We start from the raw sequence: 21147 nt of genomic DNA, 5'->3' as shown, positions 1-21147 counted from the left end.
GTGTGCCATAGCGGTCCGGTGCACAAGCTGTGGCGCTGCTGGTGCGGTTGCGTGTCTGCTTTTGCTGCCCGCCACTGTCGCCTATTGCTGCCACCCGCCTCTAGCGGCTTATGGCACGCCCGCCGCCGCGCGGGGCTTACTTGTCCGCTTGGCTCTGCACCAGGTCTCGCACCTCACGCCGGCGAATTTTGCCCATCTGATCCGCGGGGAGCTCGTCGAAGGCATAGTACGCCCGTGGGACTTTGTAACTGGTCAAGCGCTCCTTGGCGAAGGCGCGGAAGCCTTCCATATCCACTTTGGCCCCATCGGCCAGGACTAGGGCCGCCGTCACAGTTTCGCTGCCGTCGGTTCGCGGCAAGCCAACCACGCAGGCCTTTTCGATATCTGGGTGTTGTTCCAGAACTTCTTCTACCTCGGCAGGGTACACATTAAATCCGCCGGTGATGATCATTTCTTTGATTCGGGATGCGATGCGTACGTATCCATCGGATTCCATTACGGCCATGTCGCCGGTGCGGAACCATTCGCCCTCAAAGGACTCAGCGGTGGCATCGGGGCGGTTCAAGTAGCCCTTGAATACTTGTGGTCCGCGTGCCAGCAGTTCTCCGGCCTCGCCATCAGGCTGCGTTTCGGCTGGATTATCCGGGTTGGCGATACGCACCTCGGTGCTGGGGAATGGTACGCCGATGTAGCCTTCGCGCCCCTTGCCTACGGGATTACCCAAGATGATGGGGCTGGTTTCCGTCAGGCCGTAGCCTTCCACAATCGCGCCGCCGGTCAGGTCCTCCCAGCGCCGCACAGTCGCGGCGGGTAGGGCGGAGGCGCCGGAGAAGGAATTACGGATGCCCTTGAGGGATACGCCCTTTTCCTCGGCGGTATCCATGATCTTTTCGTACAAGGTCGGGACACCTGGCAGCCACGTGGGGTGATGCTTCTTGACCGCCTGCATCACTAACGGCATCTCCGGTGCCGGCAACAGCACCAGTTCAGACCCGGTGTAAGGCGCCAGCGTGATGTTCATGGTCAGCCCGTATGCGTGGAAAATCGGCAGCGCGGCCAGCATCACCTCCGGTTTTGCTCCCTTACCCAGATCCGGGACCCAGGCCACGCCCATAACCAAGTTTGAAACTAGGTTGGCATGGCTGAGCACAGCGCCCTTGGGTTTACCGGTGGTGCCAGAGGTATATAGCACGAGGGCGGGCTCTTGGGCGTCGATAGAAACGGGTGCAAACGACTTCGCGCGGCGCCGGCCACTAGCTAGGAATTCCTCCCAGGACGTCGCCGTGGGCGCGGGGTTCGTGAGCTTTTCGCGGGCGGCTTTCAGCGGCCCAATCGGCAGTTTCAGTGCCATGCGCTTCAGCTTCGGCATCGCCAGCAGCATGTCCACGGCCACCACCTTTTCCAACGGGGTGGTCTGTTTCAGCTTTTCCATCGTTGGATTGATCTTGTTCCAGACGATTGCCACGCGAGCTGCGTGATCGTTGAAGGGGTGTTCCAGCTCTGCCGCGGTGTACAGCGGGTTGTGTAAAACGGGCACAGCACCGATGGAGAGGATCGCATAGAAAGCCACCAGTGCCTGAGGACAGTTCGGCAGCAGGATCGCCACGTGCTCGCCACGCTTCACACCAAGCTTCAGCAGCGCCCCGGCAGCCTTTTTTACCTCGACGCCATACTCCTCGTAGGACGTTGATTTGCCGAAAAAGTTAAATGCCCGGCGGTCGCCGAAGTCGGAGACTGCATTCCAGAAGACTTCTACTAACGTTTCGCCACGGTCATTGAGACCGTCAATGGTGGGGGCAGTGCCCTCGGTGTAATGCTGCAACCACACTTTAGAGTTGAAGGCCTGTGATGCAGTTGGTTCGGATGGGTTCTGTGCGCTTTTCATCACGATCGACTGTACGCCGTGTGGGCTAGGCGCGCCCGAGCTCCTGGAGCACCCGGCGCACGTGTTCCCCCGCATCGGGGCCTTCGTAGGCTTCTACCACATCTGCTACCGGGCCGGCCTGCAGAATTTCACCGTGGTTGATCCATAGTGCGCTGTTGCACAACTGCGCGAGGAACTCGTTGGAGTGAGAAGCGAAAACCAGGATGCCGGAGCGTTCCACCATTTCCGTGAGCTTCTTACGGGCCTTGGCCATGAAGGCCGCGTCCACGGCACCGATGCCCTCGTCCAGCAGCAGGATCTCCGGATCGATGCTAGTGACCACACCGAGCGCCAAACGGATGCGCATACCCGTGGAATAAGTGCGCAGGGGCATGGACAGGTATTCACCCAACTCGCTGAACTCGGCGATTTCGTCCATCTTGCGGTGCATGGCTTTGCGTGTTTGGCCTAGGAACAACCCGCGGATCACGATGTTCTCGTACCCACTGATCTCCGGGTCCATGCCCACGCCGAGGTCGAAAACGGGTGCCACTCGCCCGCGCACCACAGCGGAGCCACGAGTGGGCTCGTAGATTCCAGAGAGCAGGCGCAGCAGCGTGGATTTACCGGCGCCATTATGCCCGACCAAACCCACGCGGTCGCCTTCCTCCAAGTGCAGGTTCACGTCTTTCAGAGCCTCCACCATGACGGTGTTGGAGGCATTGCGCCCAATAGCGCCACCCGCCGCCCCCAGGAACGTCTGCTTCATGGACCGCGATCGTGCGTCGAAAATGGGGAAATCCACGCAGGCGCCGTAGGTATCAATGCTGACCATCGTTGAAGTCCTTTCCTTAAACCCAGTACGCCACGCGGAAGCGCCATTGGCGCATCACCAGCAGAGTTGCAACGAGTCCAACAGCTGTAAAGCCCAGCACAACCCACCAGCTGTATGCTGCCACGGGTTCATGGATCATCGGCCCACGGACAATTTCTAGGTAGTGGTACAGCGGGTTAATCTCGGCAATCTTGGCGCGTTCTGCGACAGCCCCGCCCTGCTCCTTGAGGGTGGCGGTGGTCCACACGATGGGCGTCATATAGAAAGCCAGCTGCACCAGTGATTCCAGCAACGGTGCCACATCGCGGAAGCGAGTGGCGATAATGCCGAAGAACATGGACACCCAAATACCGTTAACAACCAGCAAGAACATGGCCGGGATTGTCAGCAAGACGTTCCAGCCTACCGGGATGCGGAAGATTGCCAGCAAGGCCAGCCAGATCACCAAGTTGTGGCACATGAACAGGAATTGCTTCCACACTAGCCGGTATACGTGCACCGATAGGGCCGAGGGCAGTTGTTTGATGAGGCCTTCATTATCGATGAAGACTTCTGCGCCTTCTTTAATGCAGCCGGCGATGAAGCTCCACAGAATCAGGCCCACCGCCACGTGGGGCAGGAATCGCGCCAAGTCTTGTTGGAATAGCAGGGAATACAGCAACCCTAGAGCCACCGCCATGACTGCGGTTGCGATGGTGATCCACAGTGGGCCCAGGGTCGAGCGACGGTAGCGCTGCTTGATGTCCTGCCAACCCAGCGCCAACCATAGTTCGCGTTGGGTGAATCCCCGAGCCAGGTCGCGCCACGCGGCGCGGAGCGTCTGGGACTTGGATGCGGGGATGTTGTGCGACTCGGTGGCGGCAGTCATGCGCTGTATATCCGCGTGCAGTGCCGCGCTGGAAGATTGCGACTGGGGGTTAACCGTCATCTACTTAACCAGTGCCTTATCTAATCGTCGTCTCATCGTCTTAAAAACACGCGCGTATGTGCGGTGGTTATTCGATGGGTATCCCATCATTACTAGTGCATTCAATGTACTCGCGACCGTTGGCATTGTTTAACAGCCCACGCCGTTCGGTGGGCCGCCCCGCGTGGTCGCTATCACCTGCCCCGGGCGCCCGCCCCTCCCTCCTCGAGCATCGGTGCTGGTAGAGGCGCACATCAAATTCACACAATCGACCCGTAAGATAAGGCTCGCTAATATCAGTCACATCATAAGGCGAGAGCTTTCACGAAAGGTGCTACCTGTGTTTGATACTCCGCGAGTTCGCGGGCTCTATTCCTCCCTTGCGGACGGTTGGATCTACCTTAACGCCCAGGATTTCCCGCAGATCCCGGAGCGAGTGTCGGCCGCCGCTGCTCGCAGCTTCCGCATTGCTCCTTTGCTGGAGACACAGGAGGCCGGTGCGGGGCAGCACTCTCGCCAACCGAAGTTGGGCCGTCGGGTTGGGGAATCTTTTATCGACGCCGCGCGCACCGCCATTGCTGACCTCACCGGGGCTCGGAAGGAATGTGTGATTGTGGGTGCCTCGCGGGCCAGCTTGTTAGATAACCTGGCCACCGCGTTGTCCCGTCGGCTGCGGTTGGGTGAGGAAGTGGTGCTGTCTCGCATCGACGATCCCGCGAACATTAGCCCCTGGAAGCGCGCCGCCGATCTGTACGGTGCCAAGGTGCGCTGGGCGGAAGCTGATTTGGGTACCGGGGCTTTACCGGCCTGGCAGTTCACGGAGTTGATCGGTGCGCAGACAACCGTGGTAGCGCTTTCGGCCGCTAATCGCTTGGTGGGTACCGTGACCAACGTGCATGCCATTGCGGAAACGGTGCGGGCGAAGAGCAATGCGCTACTGGTCGTGGATGTGAATTCTTACGCTCCTTACCGTCCTGTTGTGTTGGACGAGTTGGGGGCGGATGTCGTGGCGCTAGATGTATGCAGTTTGGGCGGGCCCGGTGTGGGTGCTTTGGTTTTTCGGGATAGGCAGACGTTGCGTAGCCTGGTGCCACACTTCAAGGCTAAGGATGTGGTGCATGGGCCTTCCCTGGAGGAAGCCCGTGAAGTTCTAGAAATTGGTGGGGTTTCTGAGGGCTTGTTGGGGGCTGTGCCCGAGGCCGTGGATCATTTGGCCGCACTGGATGATGGGGTGCGGGGAACACGGCGGCGTCGGATAAGAGGCGGCCTGCCGCAGCTCAGCGCGCATTTGAATGGACTGGCGCGCCGGGCGGTAGAGGGGCTGCAATCCCTTGGCACTGTACATGTGATCGGTGTGGATGGCGATGTGATCAACGACGAGGGGGAACACGGCGCGCACGGATCGTTTGACGCGGTGGATCGTGTGCCACGTTTCGCGTTTATGGTTGACGGGGTGCCGGCACCGGTGGTGGAAGAGCGACTTTTGGCCAGCGGAATCGTCACCGGCGTGGTACGCCCGGGGGAGTCCGAGCTGTTCAGCCGGATGGGAGTGTTCGAAGACGCCACGCTGGGTGGTGCGGTGGTGGTGGGCCTAGCGCCGCACAACACAATCCATGATGTGGATCACTTGGTGCGCGCGGTGGCGAGCTTGCGGTAGTGGGGCGAGCTTGCGGTAGCGGGGCGAGCGCAGGTCTTACCCCACTTCCAGCACAATCTTGCCGGTGACCTCCCCGTTGAGTAGCGCTTTGTGCGCCTCGGCAGCTTTTTCCACGGGCATTGTGCGATCGATGTGGTGGGTGATTGTGCCGTTTGCCAGGAGAGGCCAGATATCGCGTTGCGTTCCGGCGACGATGCGGGCTTTATCTGCGATATCGCGGTAGCGCAGACCGGTGGCGTGGATGCTGCCGCGTTTGCTGAGCAAGCGGCCAATGTTCAGTTCACCCTTCACACCGCCTTGCATGCCGATGATCACGAGGCGCCCGTCCTTGGCTAGCGCCTTGACGTTGCTGTCGAGGTACTTTGCACCGATGATGTCGAGGATAATGTCTGCCCCGCCGAGTGGCTTGAGCTCCTCAGCGAAGTCCTGCTCCTTGTAGTTGATCAAGGTGGTAGCTCCGTAGCGTTTGCAGACGTCCAGCTTTGCCTGGCTGCCTGCTGTTACGGCAACGTCCGCACCGATGGTGGTGGCATATTGGGTGGCGAATGTGCCGATGCCACCACCGCCGCCGTGCAGCAGAACGCGATCGCCGGCCTTCATGCCGGCCACATCGGTGAGGTTCGACCATACGGTGCAGGCAACTTCGATGATGCTGGCAGCTTCGGCCAAGCTAAAGCCGTCGGGGATGGGCAATAGCTGGCCGTGGGGGACCACAACGTGCGTGGCGTAACCGCCGCCGCTGAGGAGCGCAGCCACGTGTTCGTCTTTTTCCCACGGGGTGCCATCGGGTTTGGTCGCGCCGTTTGGATCCTCGATCACACCGGTGACCTCTAGGCCCATCACGTCCGTGACTCCCTGTGGCGGTGGGTAGTGGCCTTGCGCTTGCAGGGTATCGGCGCGGTTCACGCCGGCGAAGCGCACGCGCACCAGTGCTTCGCCGGTGGCTGGCTGGGGCTTTGCGATTGCTTTCCATTCCAAGGACGCCGCCTCGTCCGGATTCGCCTGCACGATCCCGAGGGCCTGGGTGCCGCCGGCGGCGCTATTCGTGGGGGGATTCGTGGCGCCGCTGTTGCCGGAATTGGGGTTGCTGTTGGGGTTCTGATTGGGGTTGTGATTGGGGTTCGCGTCTGAAGGGTTCATGGCGCCCACCCTAGCAACGTGGCTGGGTGGGAGGCACGAAGTGCGAATTTGGCGGAAGTAGAGGGATTTGAACCCCCGGATGGTTTCCCATCGCTGGTTTTCAAGACCAGTGCATTCGGCCGCTCTGCCATACTTCCAAGATTTGCTTCGGTTCTGCTGGATTTAATCTCCGCCAGTTGGTGAAGCACCCATAGCTTAGCCGGTTGTAGGGGTGAGTCACAAAGTTGTCGGGTAAGGGTGTGGGGAAGGGCGTAAGACAGGTGGTCAATGGCGAGAGCTTAGGTGCTGGGGAGGTGTCGCTGTATCGCCCCAGTGGCGCTCGATCTCACGCTAACTCACGAGGGTTAACACTCGGTAAGAGTTAAGCCAGTTTAGATAAGGGGCACTTACCCCCTACTTAATGTAGGAGATGTTCTACAATTCGCGGTTAAGGGGCACAGCTCGAGAGGTTCGCACGTAGGGTCAAAGCGGCTGTTAGGACGCAGTAGGTTGCTGTGAGTGGCAAAAGTATGTGGGAAAAATATTGTTCAACCTTTAAGGTTTATTAAAAAACCATAAAGTTTGAGGCTTCTAATTTCAGCTCCAAGGTGTAGTATCAGCAAATGTTCAGGTTGCAATCATGTGTATCTCACATTGAGAGCTACCTAACTTAAAGGATTCACATGCGAGTAGCAGGGCTTCAGCTTGCCACCCTGGTTCAGGTGGGCTGCATCACGGGCACTGCTTTTCAAGTGTGACGCCACACTGCACGAAGCCGGTGTCCACCGGCAATCTCGTCTTTTGAAAGGACACATTATGGCTAACCTGCGAGGCCGTAAGGCTCGTAACGCCGGATCGGGTGCGCTGGCACTCGGTTTTTCTGACAAGATGAAGTCCGTTGCTGCTGCAGCGGCAGTACTGATGCTGGCCACAACTGGCACGGTCGTTGTACAGTCGCAGGTTGCATTGCCTGCGGCGGTGGCCCAAGAGGCGCCGGTTGCTGATGGGCGGGAAATCATCGATGCGGACATGATTGAAAGTGGCCGTGTTACTACGGCGGGAAATCTCACCGATTCAGGTGGTGTGGGCAAAGGTCTGCTCTCAGGGCATGTTTTTGCTGCATCCGCCGATGGGAATCCGGGCGCTACGGTCGATAACAATTTGGAAACGGTGGACGGCGTAACCGTTTACGCTCAGTTCCGCGATGCAGACGGTAGCTACTCGCCAGTTTTCTCCGCCAAAACGCATACTTTGCCAGACGTCGTGGGTGGCAACGGTGGCGGAGGTACATACGCTTTCGGAAATGGCGATCGGGGAATGACGTGGACGGACGCCGCGGGTAAGGAGCACGAATACAAAGCGGCTGCTAATCAGCAGCACCGCGTTTGGGTAGAGCCATACCGAAATGTCAACGGCAATCAGATGCAAATGATTCGTCAGGCTAATGGATTCGTGCCAGGATCATTCAACTATCCTTCACAGTATCCGTTGGGTTCATTCGTATCTGCGGGTCTAAATATGCAGTTGACTGCGGTCTTCATGCAGGAGATGGCCCCTTCCCATGCTACCTCCTACATGGCAGCAAAAGGTGACAAGCTAGTCGAAGACCCGTTGGGTGCCGTGCGGAATCCAGCTACCCAACTAGATGTGTCCAACACCGTTTCGGGGCGAGTTTGGTTTGAAACCGGGAGGACTGACGCTGGTTTAACTGCAACTGGCCCAAATTACACTGGAACTGATGGTGACGTTGCCGCATCTGATCTAACAGTATTTGCATCTACCCTCACCAAAGATGGCGCTGCAGCGAATAATGCGCTGCGTGAACAGTACAAAGATGATCCCGAAGCGCTTGCCATTGAGACCAAAAAGATGCTCGAGGCGCATCCCGAGTACATTCTGAAGACGGTCCATGGAAAGACTAATAGTGACGGTTTCTATACCCTGCGGTTTGGCGAATATACCGACGCTGCGCAGAATCAGGCGGACATCCTCAATAGGGATCACCTATTTATGTGGGTTGAAAACCAGGATGGGGTGGTGCAGCAAGGTTACACCGGTTTCCAACGTCCAGTCTTCCAGAGTTTTCAGAGCGGTGGCGGGTTCCGTGCAGAGGTCAATCCGGGGGATAATCAGACAGTAACTAGTCGGGTGGAAGATATCGGTAAGCCGCGGTATGGCAAGCCAGTTGGGTCTTTCTACAACATCAACTTCGGTATCATGCCCTATGCGCCCGCGCACATCACGACCGACTACAACGCTACGGATAAGCCAGCTCAGCCCGGTACGACCGTAACTCCGACGCTGCGGGGGCAGCTATCCAAACTCCCATCTAGGGTTGAGTGGCGTGACAAGTCCGGACAGGTAGTTAAGACTTGCGAAATTGATCAGAGCCAAACCCCCACTACCCAGGTTGCGAGCTGCACATTTGATATTCCCGGTGACGCAAATGATGGTGACATTTACTCGGCAGTCCTAGTGTCGGGTGGGAATGATGTTTCTGCATCTTCTGTTTTGGTGAAGAAGGATGCACAAAATGGCCAATTCGAACCGAAGTATCCAGAGACTACGGGTAGTCCGAATGAAACGGTGGAGGTTCCGTCCCCGGTATTCTCTGATCCGGATGGTCAGGAGGTGTCTCCACCCGAGGGAACAGCCTTTGCACCCGGGCCTGATGCTCCGGGAGGAGCCCAGGTAAATTCCACGGGAAAGATAACCGTTAAGATTCCGGCTGAGGCTCAACCTGGCGATGTCATTGAAGTTCCAGTAGAGGTTACGTACCCAGATAAGACCAAGGACACCGTGATCGCGAAGATTACGGTTACGGATCCGTCTGCTCCAGCTGAGCAGCCTGATTGGAACGACGGTGAGACTCCAGCTGATACGCCAAAGAACATCCCTAACGAGGGTGGTGACGTTCCTGAGGGCTCGACCGTTGAGGTAACTGAGGGTCCTGGTACGGCGACGCTCAATGAGGATGGATCGATCACCGTCACGCCTAATGAGGGTGCTAAGCCTGGCGACAAGATCGTTGTTGAGGTCAAGAATGGCACCGGTGAGGTTGTGGATACCGTCACCGTCACCCTGACCGATCCGTCTGCTCCAGCTGAGCAGCCTGATTGGAACGACGGTGAGACTCCAGCTGATACGCCAAAGAACATCCCTAACGAGGGTGGTGACGTTCCTGAGGGCTCGACCGTTGAGGTAACTGAGGGTCCTGGTACAGCGACGTTGAACCCGGATGGTTCGATCACCGTGACGCCTAATGAGGGCGCTAAGCCTGGCGACAAGATCGTTGTTGAGGTCAAGAATGGCACCGGTGAGGTTGTGGATACCGTCACCGTCACCCTGACCGACCCTGAGAACACGGACCCCACCGATCCGGCGGGCGACGTTTCGGTTGACGCCGCACCGGATACTAAGGTTCAGCGCGGTGAGGAAGTATCCATCCCGGTTACATCCACCCCGAATTCCGTGGTTACGGCAGACGGCCTGCCTCCGTTCCTGAAGTACAACCCAGAGACCAAGGCTATTGAGGGAACCGTCCCTGCTGACGCGGAACTCACCAGCTACGACGTAGTCGTAAAGGCGGAACTGGATGGCAAGGAAGACCAGGACAAGTTCAAGATCACTGTCACGGAGCGCATGATTGCTGATCCAGACACCGATGGTGACGGCATCCCAGATTCTAAGGATCCTGACATCGACGGTGATGGTGTGAATAACTCCGATGAGAAGGCTGCCGGTACTGATCCCTACAATCCAGACACTGATGGTGACGGCACCAATGACGGTGACGAGGACACCGATGGTGATGGTAAGCCGAACAAGGATGAGTCCGATCCGACGAAGGATGAGACCACCGATACCGATGGTGATGGCATCCCAGACATCATTGATAAGGATGATCAGGATGGTCCTAAGGGTGACAAGGATGGCGATGGCATCCCTAACGCTCAGGATCCAGATGCCGATGGTGACGGTGTGTCCAACGATGATGAGAAGGCCGCTGGCTTGGATCCGTTGAATCCTGATACCGACGGTGACGGCACCAATGATGGTGACGAGGACACCGATGGTGACGGCAAAAAGAACAAGGATGAGTCCAAAGTTCCTGAAGGTCCTGTAACCGATGGTGACGGTGATGGCCTGGGTGATACCGGTGTCACGGATGAGAATCCAAAGGATGGCACCCCTGACATCATCGACGGTCCGCTTAAGAATGACACGGATGGCGATGGCATCGTCGACGCGGTTGATCCTGACATCGATGGTGATGGTGTGAACAACTCCGATGAGAACGCCGCTGGTACTGATCCCTACAATCCAGACACTGATGGTGACGGCACCAATGACGGTGACGAGGACACCGATGGTGATGGCAAGCCGAACAAGGATGAGTCCGATCCGACGAAGGATGAGACTACCGATACCGATGGCGATGGCATCCCAGACATCATTGATAAGGATGATCAGGACGGTCCTAAGGGTGACAAGGACGGCGACAAGATCCCTAACGAGGAGGATCCAGACGCTGACGGTGATGGTGTCAACAATGATGATGAGAAGGCATCTGGTCTCAACCCGCTCAACCCTGATACCGACGGTGACGGCACCAATGATGGTGACGAGGACACCGATGGTGATGGCAAGCCAAACAAGGATGAGTCCAATGTTCCTGAAGGTCCTGTAACTGACGGTGACGGTGACGGCCTGGGTGATACTGGCATCACGGACGAGAACCCGAAGAACGGTAAGCCTGACTTGCTTGACGGCACCGAAGAGAAGGATACTGACGGCGATAACATTCCGGATTCTAAGGATCCGGATGCTGACGGTGACGGTGTGTCCAACGATGACGAGAAGGTCGCTGGCCTGGATCCGTTGAAGCCAGATACCGACGGTGATGGCACCAATGATGGTGACGAGGACACCGATGGTGATGGTAAGCCAAACAAGGATGAGTCCAATGTTCCTGAAGGTCCTGTAACCGACGAGAACGGTGATGGCCTGGGTGATACCGGTGTCACGGATGAGAATCCAAAGGATGGCACCCCTGACATCATCGACGGACCGGCCGAGAAGGATACTGACGGCGATAACATTCCGGATTCTAAGGATCCGGATGCTGATGGCGACGGTGTGTCCAACGATGACGAGAAGGTCGCTGGCCTGGATCCGTTGAAGCCAGATACCGACGGTGACGGCACCAATGATGGTGACGAGGACACCGATGGTGACGGTAAGCCAAACAAGGATGAGTCCAATGTTCCTGAGGGTCCTGTAACCGACGAGAACGGTGATGGCTTGGGTGATACCGGTGTCACGGATGAGAATCCAAAGGATGGCACCCCTGACATCATCGACGGTCCAAAAAAGCCAGGCCTCTCCGACGGCAATAATGGTTCGGACAGCCTGCCTGGTTCCAGTGACGGCACCGGCTCGTCCGAGGGCCTGATTCCAGGCCTGATCGGCGGTGGCATCATCGGCGGCATCATCGGCGGAATCGCTGGTGGCAGCAATGCACCAGGTTCCTCCATGCCCGGCAAGCCAGGTGACATGAAGCCAGGCAAGCCCGGCAAGCCAGGCGACATGAAGCCAGGTAAGCCAGGTGCAGGTGACATGAAGCCAGGCAAGCCAGGTGCAGGTGACAACGGTGCTGCAAACCAGGGCGGCAACGGTGGCAACACCGGCGCTGGCAACAACAACGGTGGTAACACCGGTGCTGGCAACAACAACGGTGGCAACTCCGCAGCAGCGGACCAAGGCAACCGCGGTGGCCAGCTGGCAATGACCGGTGTATCCGGTGTGGCAATCACACTGGGCGCTGCAGTTCTCGCCCTTGCCGTAGGTGGCGCGCTGCTCGCACTGCGCCGCCGCGAGAGCTAACCACTCTCACCCGTCCTCAGCGAGGAACTAGACGCACGTCGCCCGCTGGGGACGAAAAACCCAACCCCGCCCCTTCGGGCACTCTGTCCCTGCAACACCACAGGACGGGGAGCCCGCAAGGCGCGGGAACGCCCTCGGGTTCGCGGGGGGAACGCTGAACACGTCGACTTAAAGAACACAGTTAACCCCACGGAACCCACGGGGCAACGCACTTCATCAAAAGACGAGACGAAGTAAACCAGCAAAGAAGAGGGGCTCACGTTTTCACAACGTGAGCCCCTCTTCTGGGCATTGCGGCAACAAATCAAACCCAATATTCACGTCTCAACCGCCTCGCGGGACTCACCGGGTTGAACTCACCCGTGCATCACCGCACCCGGATCACCCAATCCACTTGTCCGAACTGCATAGACTGGCCGTTAGCCAGATCCACCGAAAACCCTGCATCCAATCCCTGATCGGGCACGGCCGCAGCCTCCCCAGAGCTGAACTCCGCTCGCGTCCAAGGGTGGGCTGAAGAGGACAGAGTGCGGCGTCGGAAAGAAAAAACCACCAACCAGCGCCCCAACAAAACCAGAGAGCCATCCGTGCAACGAATCAACCACTCCTGGTTATCCAACAACTGAGGGGTTACGGGCATAGCTCCCTGCAGGGCACCACACAGGGTCTCAACGGAGCTAGTAGCAATGTCCGCATGCTCGGCCGGGAAACCCGCGACCGCAATCGAGGTGACCACACCCAAATGGTGGGAGATCCCATTAGCATCAAGCAACACTAAAGGCGAGCTCACCCGGCACGTCCGAATGCTGCAAAATTGCCACACGGTGGGATGCAAGACGTGCTCATCATGCTTATTGACAGGGTGAGTAGAGGCCCGAGCTTCTTTGATGGGAGTTAGCTTTTCGGCCCTATTTAAAGACCGCGAAATATAAGCGGAACTGCCCGCGACTGGCACAACCGCGACGGAACTCCGCGACAGGATAATGCGACGGGAAGGGCTTTCCGTTTGCACAATAAAGGCACGGTTAGCGAGGGCGGATTGATCCAGCGCGCTGGGGTGGGCGCACAGTTGGCGCTGAAAGAGCTCCCGAACATCATCATCCGTGCTGGTAATAGACATTCCAGCAGCCTGGAGCTGATGCACAAGTTGAGCGAAGGGCACATCTGGCAGTGCCTCCCATACCGACTGCAGCTCCGCAATGAGTTGGGGAATACGAGTTGGATCTTTCACGCCTGACTATTTTAGGGTGGGTGCACTGCAGGAGCGTTACTGCAGCTGGTGGCTGCAGTACTACGGGCGGGTGGTGTGACGCTTCTCAGCGTATACTTAACCCGAACTGCGAAGGTTAGTTTTTGGGGCAGGCAATATCGAGCGATATTATGTGAGTTAGGTGCTCTGTTAATATTTAGCTCCATCAAATCAAATTGTTACGTATTTGGTGGAGAGTTTGGAATTCTTGGTCAAACACCGGTGGTGACTAGGGCAATAGGGTAAAGAAAGTTGGCCGAATGAAGGGCATCAACTACGGCGCGGATCACTCCGCGAGTGCCACCGCAAAGCCGGTGGCGCATTCGGCGCACAAAGGTCTGCGCCGTCATGTGGTTGGTTTTGTCATGTCCGCAGCCGTGTCCGCAGCCATGGCCGGGGGGGTTGGCTTTAGGGTCGATTGCGCTTCCCGAAACCCTGGCCCAGGAAAACACCGGGGGTGCCAGCGAAATAGCTGCACCGGCCACCGATACCACCGAGCGCGCAGCAACCATCACTGTTTTGGAGGGGCGGGCAATTCGGCCCGTCACCATCCGCTTAAGTGGGTTCGCCGAAGGAGCAATGGCGCGCTTGGATGGGCTTCCCCCAGGGATGATTTACACCCCGGCGCCCGTTGGCCCCGGTCAAAACACCAGTGAGGCGGTATTGACGGGTGTGCCTACGCAAACCGGTTTTTTCGAGGTTACAGCTGTGGCGGTCGACCAGGCTGGCCAGGAAATCCGTGATTATCTAGGTAATCCGATCACTCGGACCTTCAGCATTGAAGTCATCCCTGTCGAGGTCACTATACACATCCAGCCCAGCACACAGGCGGCTACGGTCGGCCGCCCTATCGAGGCCGTATCCGTAATGCCTGGTTCCGGTTTCACAACGTCGGATCTTTCTTTCGACGCCACCACGCTGCCCCCAGGCCTGACCTTTGATCCGGTTACCGGGAAGATCACGGGAGTGCCTGCGGCAGCGGGACGTTATGCGACGGAATTTAAGCTGGTGGATAAGCCCACGGGCAAAGAAGCAACAGCGGTGGTCGCGTTCGATGTGGCGGAGGAATCCCCGGCGGAATCCTCGACGACGGAAGCGACGACAGAACCAACGGTAACTGTTACAGAGCCGACGGAGACGGTAGGGCCTTCGGGAACGGCAGAGACGACTGAACCTTCGGGAACGGCAGAGACGGCTGCCCCGACCTCGCGTGCACAAACGACTACCGTACAAGCATCACTACGCGCCACCGAGGATCCAACCGATACCACCGAGGAACCTGCCTATGATGAGACCACGGTTCCGCCTACGCCGGTGGCGGGGAACCAGCCAACACAGCGCCTCCCTGAGCAGCCTAATGAGCCGAGGATGGGCGTTCCCCAAGACATTCAAATCTTCGCTCAAGAAGATCAAATAGGCCGCACGAATGGTCCACAGTCACAAGATGGTACGAATAACAAAGCTGGCCGTGACCGGGCAGACCGTGATAGCGCTGGTCGAGAAAAACCCGATAAATTGGGTTCCCTCGATGAGGCGGACGACTCAACCCTCAGCAATGAGGCCTATGGTTATCCTGGCGCATCCGCCGGTTCCCGCGGGCCCGCGCAACTGGAAAACGGCCAGGGTATCGCAGCGGTGGCGGCAACCGTTGCCGTCTCGTTGGCCGTAGGCGTTGCTCTGCTGAGTTTGCGCCGCCGTTTCTAACGTAGCGATCCCCTAGTCCCGTGGCCCCCAGCAGGGTTGACTGGGTGCTTGAACTGGGAAACTCGCGCTTCCTACGCCCCCGCCACTGGGAGCGCTGCCCGGAGCGCCTCAATCAGTTGATCGGTTTCCACGTCATTCGTGACAGTTACGCGAACGCCCTCGCCTGCGAAGCAGCGTGCCACAATTCCGTTCGACTTCAGCGCCTCGTCGAATGCCTGCGCACTCTCGCCCAACGGCAGCCACACAAAATTTGCCTGACTGGGTACCAAGAGATCAGGGGCGGCTTCCGCAATCACGCGCTCTACCCGCGCGCGCTGCTCTACAGTGTGGTCCACGCGCTGTAGTAACTCGTCCCGTGCCTCTAGGCTGGCCACTCCCGCGACCTGCGATAGTGCATTTACCCCAAATGGGATGCCCACCTTGTTGACGGCTTCGATGAACTCCGGGGATCCCACCATGTACCCCAGGCGCAACCCCGCCAACCCGTAAGCCTTCGAGAACGTACGGCACACCGCCAGATTTGGGAATTCTGCTAACAGGGCATGCTGATCGGGCTGGTCTTCCGCGCGGTTGTATTCCACATAAGCCTCGTCCAACACCACCTGCACGTGTGCAGGGATGGAAGCGAGGAAGGTGCGCAGCTGGGCGTCGGTAATAGTAGTCCCCGAAGGGTTGTTCGGGTTACACACGAAGATCAACCGCGTGCGCTCGGTGACGGCCTGCGCCATCGCGGAGAGATCGTGGCCGTGGTCGGGGGTGAGGGCGACTTGTACGGGTGTGGCGCCGGCGATGCGCGTGAGAATTGGGTAGGCCTCGAAGGAACGCCAGGCGAAGATGACTTCCTCACCCTGCGCGCATGTAGCTTGGATTGATTGCAGGCACAGCGCCGATGAGCCGTTGCCGAGGGCCACATTCTCCGTGGTGAAGGTGGTGGGGCTGGTAGACGTGGGCTGGGTGCTAAACCACTCCGCAATCTTCTTTCGCAATGCAAATCCGCCCATGTCCGGGTAGCGGTTGATGCCGGAGGCGGCCGCGGTAATGGCCTGCGCTACCGAGGGGAGTGGAGCCAACGTGGACTCGTTGGACGCCAGCTTTAGCGCCCCCTCAACCGATGCGCCGGGGACATATGCGGGTAGGGAAGATAAATCAGCTCGAACCATTGCACCAGCTTACCCACCATGCAATCGATCGCGGCGGTTTGTAGACCCACCGGCGATTTGGGGCCGGGCGGTTTCCTGTGTAGGCTTATGCCGTCGAAACTGGTTGGTTCTTCTTGCTATCTAGTTGCTTTTTGTTGCTATTTAGTTCGACGCCACCCCGGTTCGAATGGAGGCGTGCCAGAGCGGCCGAATGGGGCTCCCTGCTAAGGAGTTGTCCCTCCGGGGACCGCAGGTTCAAATCCTGTCGCCTCCGCAGAGAAGTATTGCGCCGGCCCTGCTTAATCGAGTGCATCGAGGCGGGGCCGGTGTTTTTTTGGGTGCGGGGTGTGGGTGAAGTTCAGAGGGGGAGGTGCACCGCTTGCGGTTTGCGTGAAGCCGGTGGCGGAGCCGAATAGCAGAACTTGACGCATTGGGCGAGTTCGATTCTCCCAACGATTGCAAACGTGCCCCCAGGTGGGGGGTAGCGATATTGCTGTCGCGCAACATGTAAATGGGCATTGTTTTCACCCTGTACCCTGCCCATTCGCAGATGTATAAGATAGCAAAGTTTAGAATCGGCTGGAAGACTTTTTGGGGTTAAGCTTCACGAGTGTTACGATCGCAATTGGTTAACACCCTGTTGACCAGCGGAAACAGGGCCGGAGTCGCTTGCGATTTTGTGCCGCGTCTCCGTACCTTCGGTGAAATGCGAAGCGCCAGAGCTGCTCAGGTGCTGCCCAGTGACTTGTGGTGAGGTCTGGGTTCAGCGGCGGACAGTGTTGTGGGGCGTGTGGTGCGCCTGTGGTGGTCCGCGGGAGATTGTGCTCGGCTGCATCGCTTTCATCGCAAGGTGAAGCGCCCGTAGCTCAACGGATAGAGCATCTGACTACGGATCAGAAGGTTGGGGGTTCGAATCCCTCCGGGCGCACCATTGCTCATGGGCTGCGACACGTTTGAGGGGTGAGTCGCGTGTTCATGGGCTGCGACACATTTGACGGGTGAGTCGCGACAAAGTTGACATCGTCATTTTCGATATGGCTGAACGATGCTAGGGGGCCACATACCTCGGGGTACCACACCAAATTGAGTTTGCGGAATCCACGTACCCTAGATGCCATGCAGTTTCTTAGCTACGACGATGTCAATTCCGCTATTACCCCAGCCAAGGCCGTGGAGGCGCTCCGTCAGGTGCTTCGCAGTGGCTATGACCCAGCTGACGATCAGGCCCGTACGAAGGTTCCCCTGCATCACGGTGAGATGCACCTTCTGCCGTCAACGTTGCCCCACGTTGCGGGTGTGAAGATCATCCTGCTCCACCCAGAGGGCTTTGAAACCGACTTGCCGCTCGTTCAGGGCCAGTACCTGCTGGCCGATGGTGAAACGCTCACTCCGCACACCCTCCTTGACGGTGCAGCATTGACCACCCTGCGCACCCCGGCTGTATCACTCGCTGGTATCCGGGACTTCATCGTCGATGGTTCGGACCCGATCAACGTCGTGATTCTGGGAGCGGGGGCGCAGGGGCGCGGTCATGCTGAGACGGTGACGTCGGTACTGGAAGGCATTAGGGAGGTTTCCATAGCGTTCGTGAGCCGCAACGAACCGGACGATCTTGGGTACACGTGGCTGCGGTCAGGGAGTGCAGAGGCCGCCGACGCGCTTAAAACTGCCGACCTGGTGCTGTGCGCTACCACGGCAGCCTCCCCGATTTTGCAACTTGAGGATGTCTCCGCGCACGCCGTTATTGTCGCTGTTGGTTCCCACACCACCGATGCCCGTGAGCTTTCCGCCGACCTCGTTGGTGCCGCCCACGTCATTGTTGAAGAACCTAGGGCCGCGCTTGCCGAAGCCGGCGATATCACCCTTGCTATCGAAGACGGCACGCTTTCCGAGTCTGACTTAGTGTCGATGAAAGATGTTGTCAGTGGTGCGGTCCAGCTGGAGCGAGACCGGCCGATCGTATTCAAAACAGTTGGCATGCCGTGGGAGGACCTGGTGGTTGGCGAGGCGGTGTGGAAGGCACACGATTCGAGGGGTGAGTAGCGGGTTTTGCAGGGTTGAGCCGAACCGCGCGCTGGGTTGAGTAGCGGGCCTTGCAGGATTGAGCCGAACCACGCGCAGGGGTGAGCAGTGTGCGGCCCGGCCAATGAAGTTTTTTCTAGAAACATTCCCCGCCGAAAATATTCGGCGCTAGTGTCCTGTATGTGGCTTGCTCACCGGGCCACCTTGTGGCTTATAAAATGTGCTGTGGTGAGGATTCTCGTCGATTCCTGCCCAGCGGAACAGGAGAATACAATGCCCGAATCCTCCATGAGGCCCGGCGTCACCTCGTCAAACTGCGTCAGCGCTGGCTCGATCTCTAGTTCCAATGGAGCGTCCCGCGTCAGTCGTTCCCGTAGAACTTTCGCTGCGGGTGCTATGGCTGCAGGATTGATCCTTGGTGGCGTGATGGCGCCAGGTACTGCAAGTGCTGCGGATCAGTCATTGCCGGCGGGATCTACGTTGTCCGATCCTTTGAATAACCTGGCTGCTATGTCAGGGCCATCCACGGATGTTTTGGCGTCTATCACCCAGTTCCTGCATCAGCTGTTCCCGCCGCTCCTACCAGGACCCTTCATTGGTTCTACAGGCATGGGGTCCGGTGAGAGTTTCCTGGATTGGAATGTGCGCCGATAAAGGGGTGGCTCGGGCACAAAAATCTAGCGCATGACGTGCGGATTTGTTTAAATCTCACGGGAATGTGTAATGTTATCCCTCGTTGCGGCGGATGCTGCTGAACCTCGCTGGTTCGGCTTCAGGCATCTACGTGCACGGTTGCGCCCGTAGCTCAACGGATAGAGCATCTGACTACGGATCAGAAGGTTGGGGGTTCGAATCCCTCCGGGCGCACGAATCAAGACCCTGGCAAACTCCCTGTTTGCTGGGGTTTTTCTGGTTGCTTGGGGCAACCAGCTGGGTCTTTGAGTAGGTAGCGAGTCTTGAATCAGATACAGATGCAGCTGGTGGGGATAAGAATCAGCGTTGAAATGCTGGTGAGCTTGTCTTGTTGAAGGGATATAGTTCTGGTTAGAAAGGAGGCGAGCAAAGTGACAGTCGAAGTGACGATAAAACCTGAAGTTCTGAAGTGGGCGCTGGAGCGCTCTGGACTAGGTGAAAATGAGATTGAAAAACGATTTCCTAAATTGAAGGAATGGCAGTCTGGTTCGAAGAAACCCACCCTTCCGCAAGCTAAGACGCTTGCTAAAGCTGTTCGCCTACCACTTGGTCGGCTTCTTCTACCAGTCCCGACTCCTGATGAGCTTACGATCCCTGACTTTCGAACGGTTCGCAATGCAAACGTTGAGTCGATCGGCGCCGATCTGCGTGAAGTTATACAAACTGCTGAGCAGCGTCTGGATTGGTATGCCGAGTACGCGACCGAGATTGGCATAGCACCGCCCACGATTCTCGGAGTTGTGTCGCCCTCCACCCCACCTGAGAAAGCAGCAGAAGTTGTCCTAGAATCGTTGGGATGGGACTCGATAGGCCACCCTGAAGGGCCTGACAGGGTCAGGGATCTAGTCCATCGTATGGAAGATCATGGTCTGCTTGTAATGCGGAATACCATTGTTGGGAATTCGACCTCACGGAGATTGGACGTCCATGAATTTCGAGGATTCACCCTTCGTGAAGGCCCATATGCACTCGTCTTTGTAAACACATCAGATAGCAAGACTGCTCAGCTGTTCAGTCTGGCTCATGAGCTAGCTCACGTTGCTATGGCAGCGCCAGGGCTGTCAGGCGATCAAGGAAAAAGAAATCATGTGGAGCGATGGTGTAATAAGTTTGCTGCAGCTCTCCTAATTCCTGAGGCTAGTGTCAGGAGTATTCAATTCGATTCCGATCAGTTGGTAGTTCAACTTTCAACAACAGCAACTCGGTTTGGGGTCAGTAGAGAAGCGCTGCTCTGGCGACTCGTAGAGCTGAAATTGGTTCAGAAGAAAGATGCGGATCGCGCCGTTGGTCTTTTCAAGGGCGAGGAAGCAGCCCAAGCGTCTCAAACAGTTGGTGCGCCTCCCTTTCCTGTTTTGGTGCGTTCACGCGTCGGGCGCAGATTTCTGAATACCATCACGGGAGCAGCGCTTGCTGGTGATCTATCTGAACCTGCTGCCGCAGAATTCTTGGGGATTGGAAACAAGCAGACCTTGCAAGAGGTCATGGCGCTTGCGGATGAGGTTGTCTGACATGTACCTAATTGACTCCAATATTGTGATTGGTACATGGAATACCTATCCACCTGCAATTTTTCGGAGTTTATGGGACGAGTTCGCTGACCTCATTCCGGGTGGTGATTTGTATTTCCATAAGGAAGTGAAACGGGAGCTTACCGCCTGGTCTTCAGAGCAGAGTGAATGGTTTTCGAAACATGTTCCGGATGACCGGGTGTTAGCACCGATTCAGTCTGAAGTTGAAAAGTATGTCGAGGTATCGGCGTGGGCGCAGTTTGAAAGAACCCCAAAATTGACGCAGAAAGCTGTGGACAGTTTTCTTAATGCTGCAGACTCATGGCTGGTGGCTGGTGGCTAGTGGCGCGGTTCGTGGTGCGACCATTGTCTCCGACGAGAAATCTGCGCCTCAAAGTACCTCGAATTTGAAGTTACCTGATGCAGCTGCGCATTTCGCGGTTCCGTACTTGGATTTTTTGGGATTTCTCAGTGTGAAGGAGCTTTCATTCTGATCAGATTTGTTGGGCGCTGACTGATTACGGATCAGAAGGTTGGGGGTTCGAATCCCTCCGGGCGCACGAG

Annotated in this window: 14 protein-coding genes and 4 tRNA genes; 11 read left to right on the top strand and 7 right to left on the bottom strand. The window is 57.5% G+C overall.

Translation table 11 applies throughout. The features are described 5' to 3' along the window. Nucleotides 1–136: 136 nt before the first annotated feature. Genes CAURIC_RS10675 through wzm form a run of 3 tightly spaced genes read right to left on the bottom strand, consistent with a single transcriptional unit; the run spans nt 137 to nt 3627 of the window. The gene (locus CAURIC_RS10675) at nt 137–1885 is read right to left on the bottom strand and encodes a long-chain-fatty-acid--CoA ligase (RefSeq protein WP_070434375.1); all 1749 of its coding nucleotides are present in this window, start codon (nt 1883–1885) and stop codon (nt 137–139) included. Nucleotides 1886–1910: 25 nt separating this feature from the next. Continuing rightward, nucleotides 1911–2699 (bottom strand): galactan export ABC transporter ATP-binding subunit Wzt/RfbE, encoded by a 789-nt coding sequence (wzt, locus tag CAURIC_RS10670; RefSeq protein WP_035116072.1) that lies wholly within the window; start codon nt 2697–2699, stop codon nt 1911–1913. Between the two features lie 16 nt (nt 2700–2715). Beyond that, the gene (wzm, locus tag CAURIC_RS10665; RefSeq protein WP_052095202.1) at nt 2716–3627 is read right to left on the bottom strand and encodes a galactan export ABC transporter permease subunit Wzm/RfbD; all 912 of its coding nucleotides are present in this window, start codon (nt 3625–3627) and stop codon (nt 2716–2718) included. A 319-nt stretch (nt 3628–3946) separates the two neighbouring features. Here wzm and CAURIC_RS10660 point away from each other — a divergent pair, with 319 nt between their 5' ends. After that, nucleotides 3947–5263, top strand: a complete 1317-nt coding sequence (locus CAURIC_RS10660; RefSeq protein ID WP_172644109.1) for an aminotransferase class V-fold PLP-dependent enzyme — start codon at nt 3947–3949, stop codon at nt 5261–5263. A 36-nt stretch (nt 5264–5299) separates the two neighbouring features. Here the strand turns inward: CAURIC_RS10660 and CAURIC_RS10655 are convergent, their stop codons facing one another. Both CAURIC_RS10655 and CAURIC_RS10650 read right to left on the bottom strand, forming a co-directional pair. Further along, the gene (locus CAURIC_RS10655; RefSeq protein WP_084588264.1) at nt 5300–6403 is read right to left on the bottom strand and encodes an NAD(P)H-quinone oxidoreductase; all 1104 of its coding nucleotides are present in this window, start codon (nt 6401–6403) and stop codon (nt 5300–5302) included. 49 nt (nt 6404–6452) lie between these two features. After that, nucleotides 6453–6540 (bottom strand) — tRNA-Ser (locus tag CAURIC_RS10650). A 658-nt stretch (nt 6541–7198) separates the two neighbouring features. Here CAURIC_RS10650 and CAURIC_RS10645 point away from each other — a divergent pair. Further along, complete coding sequence (locus tag CAURIC_RS10645; RefSeq protein WP_290182789.1) at nt 7199–12268, top strand: YPDG domain-containing protein; 5070 nt, start codon at nt 7199–7201, stop codon at nt 12266–12268. A 367-nt stretch (nt 12269–12635) separates the two neighbouring features. Here the strand turns inward: CAURIC_RS10645 and CAURIC_RS10640 are convergent, their stop codons facing one another. Beyond that, nucleotides 12636–13499 (bottom strand): hypothetical protein, encoded by an 864-nt coding sequence (locus tag CAURIC_RS10640; RefSeq protein ID WP_035116067.1) that lies wholly within the window; start codon nt 13497–13499, stop codon nt 12636–12638. A gap of 420 nt (nt 13500–13919) precedes the next feature. On the opposite strand from CAURIC_RS10640, the gene CAURIC_RS10635 reads away from it, so the two are divergent. Next, nucleotides 13920–15221: a putative Ig domain-containing protein gene (locus tag CAURIC_RS10635; protein WP_290182788.1), complete on the top strand. Its 1302-nt coding sequence runs from the start codon at nt 13920–13922 to the stop codon at nt 15219–15221. Nucleotides 15222–15292: 71 nt separating this feature from the next. Here CAURIC_RS10635 and CAURIC_RS10630 read toward each other — a convergent pair whose 3' ends face one another. Continuing rightward, on the bottom strand, nt 15293–16381 hold the full coding sequence (locus CAURIC_RS10630; RefSeq protein ID WP_035116061.1) for a pyridoxal phosphate-dependent aminotransferase: 1089 nt from the start codon (nt 16379–16381) through the stop codon (nt 15293–15295). Between the two features lie 168 nt (nt 16382–16549). Here CAURIC_RS10630 and CAURIC_RS10625 point away from each other — a divergent pair. From CAURIC_RS10625 to CAURIC_RS11065, 8 genes are all read left to right on the top strand, one after another. Next, nucleotides 16550–16634: transfer RNA gene (locus CAURIC_RS10625), tRNA-Ser, on the top strand. Between the two features lie 581 nt (nt 16635–17215). Further along, nucleotides 17216–17291 (top strand) — tRNA-Arg (locus CAURIC_RS10620). A gap of 185 nt (nt 17292–17476) precedes the next feature. After that, the gene (locus tag CAURIC_RS10615; RefSeq protein WP_035116058.1) at nt 17477–18403 is read left to right on the top strand and encodes an ornithine cyclodeaminase family protein; all 927 of its coding nucleotides are present in this window, start codon (nt 17477–17479) and stop codon (nt 18401–18403) included. A gap of 375 nt (nt 18404–18778) precedes the next feature. Further along, nucleotides 18779–19036, top strand: coding sequence for a hypothetical protein (locus CAURIC_RS10610; RefSeq protein ID WP_035116053.1), 258 nt, complete (start codon nt 18779–18781; stop codon nt 19034–19036). A 140-nt stretch (nt 19037–19176) separates the two neighbouring features. Continuing rightward, nucleotides 19177–19249, top strand: a tRNA-Arg gene (locus CAURIC_RS10605). A gap of 197 nt (nt 19250–19446) precedes the next feature. Beyond that, a complete protein-coding gene (locus CAURIC_RS10600; protein ID WP_035116050.1) occupies nt 19447–20583 on the top strand; it encodes an ImmA/IrrE family metallo-endopeptidase in 1137 nt (378 codons plus the stop codon). Nucleotide 20584: 1 nt separating this feature from the next. Further along, entirely contained in the window at nt 20585–20926 is a 342-nt protein-coding gene (locus CAURIC_RS10595) for a DUF4411 family protein (protein WP_035116048.1), read from the top strand. After that, entirely contained in the window at nt 20892–21077 is a 186-nt protein-coding gene (locus CAURIC_RS11065) for a DUF4411 family protein (protein ID WP_084588262.1), read from the top strand. The genes CAURIC_RS10595 and CAURIC_RS11065 overlap by 35 nt, the downstream gene beginning before the upstream one ends. Nucleotides 21078–21147 lie beyond the last annotated feature (70 nt).

The organism is Corynebacterium auriscanis (assembly GCF_030408435.1).
Lineage (GTDB): Bacteria > Actinomycetota > Actinomycetes > Mycobacteriales > Mycobacteriaceae > Corynebacterium > Corynebacterium auriscanis.
This window is presented reverse-complemented; position numbering and strand designations above follow the sequence as displayed.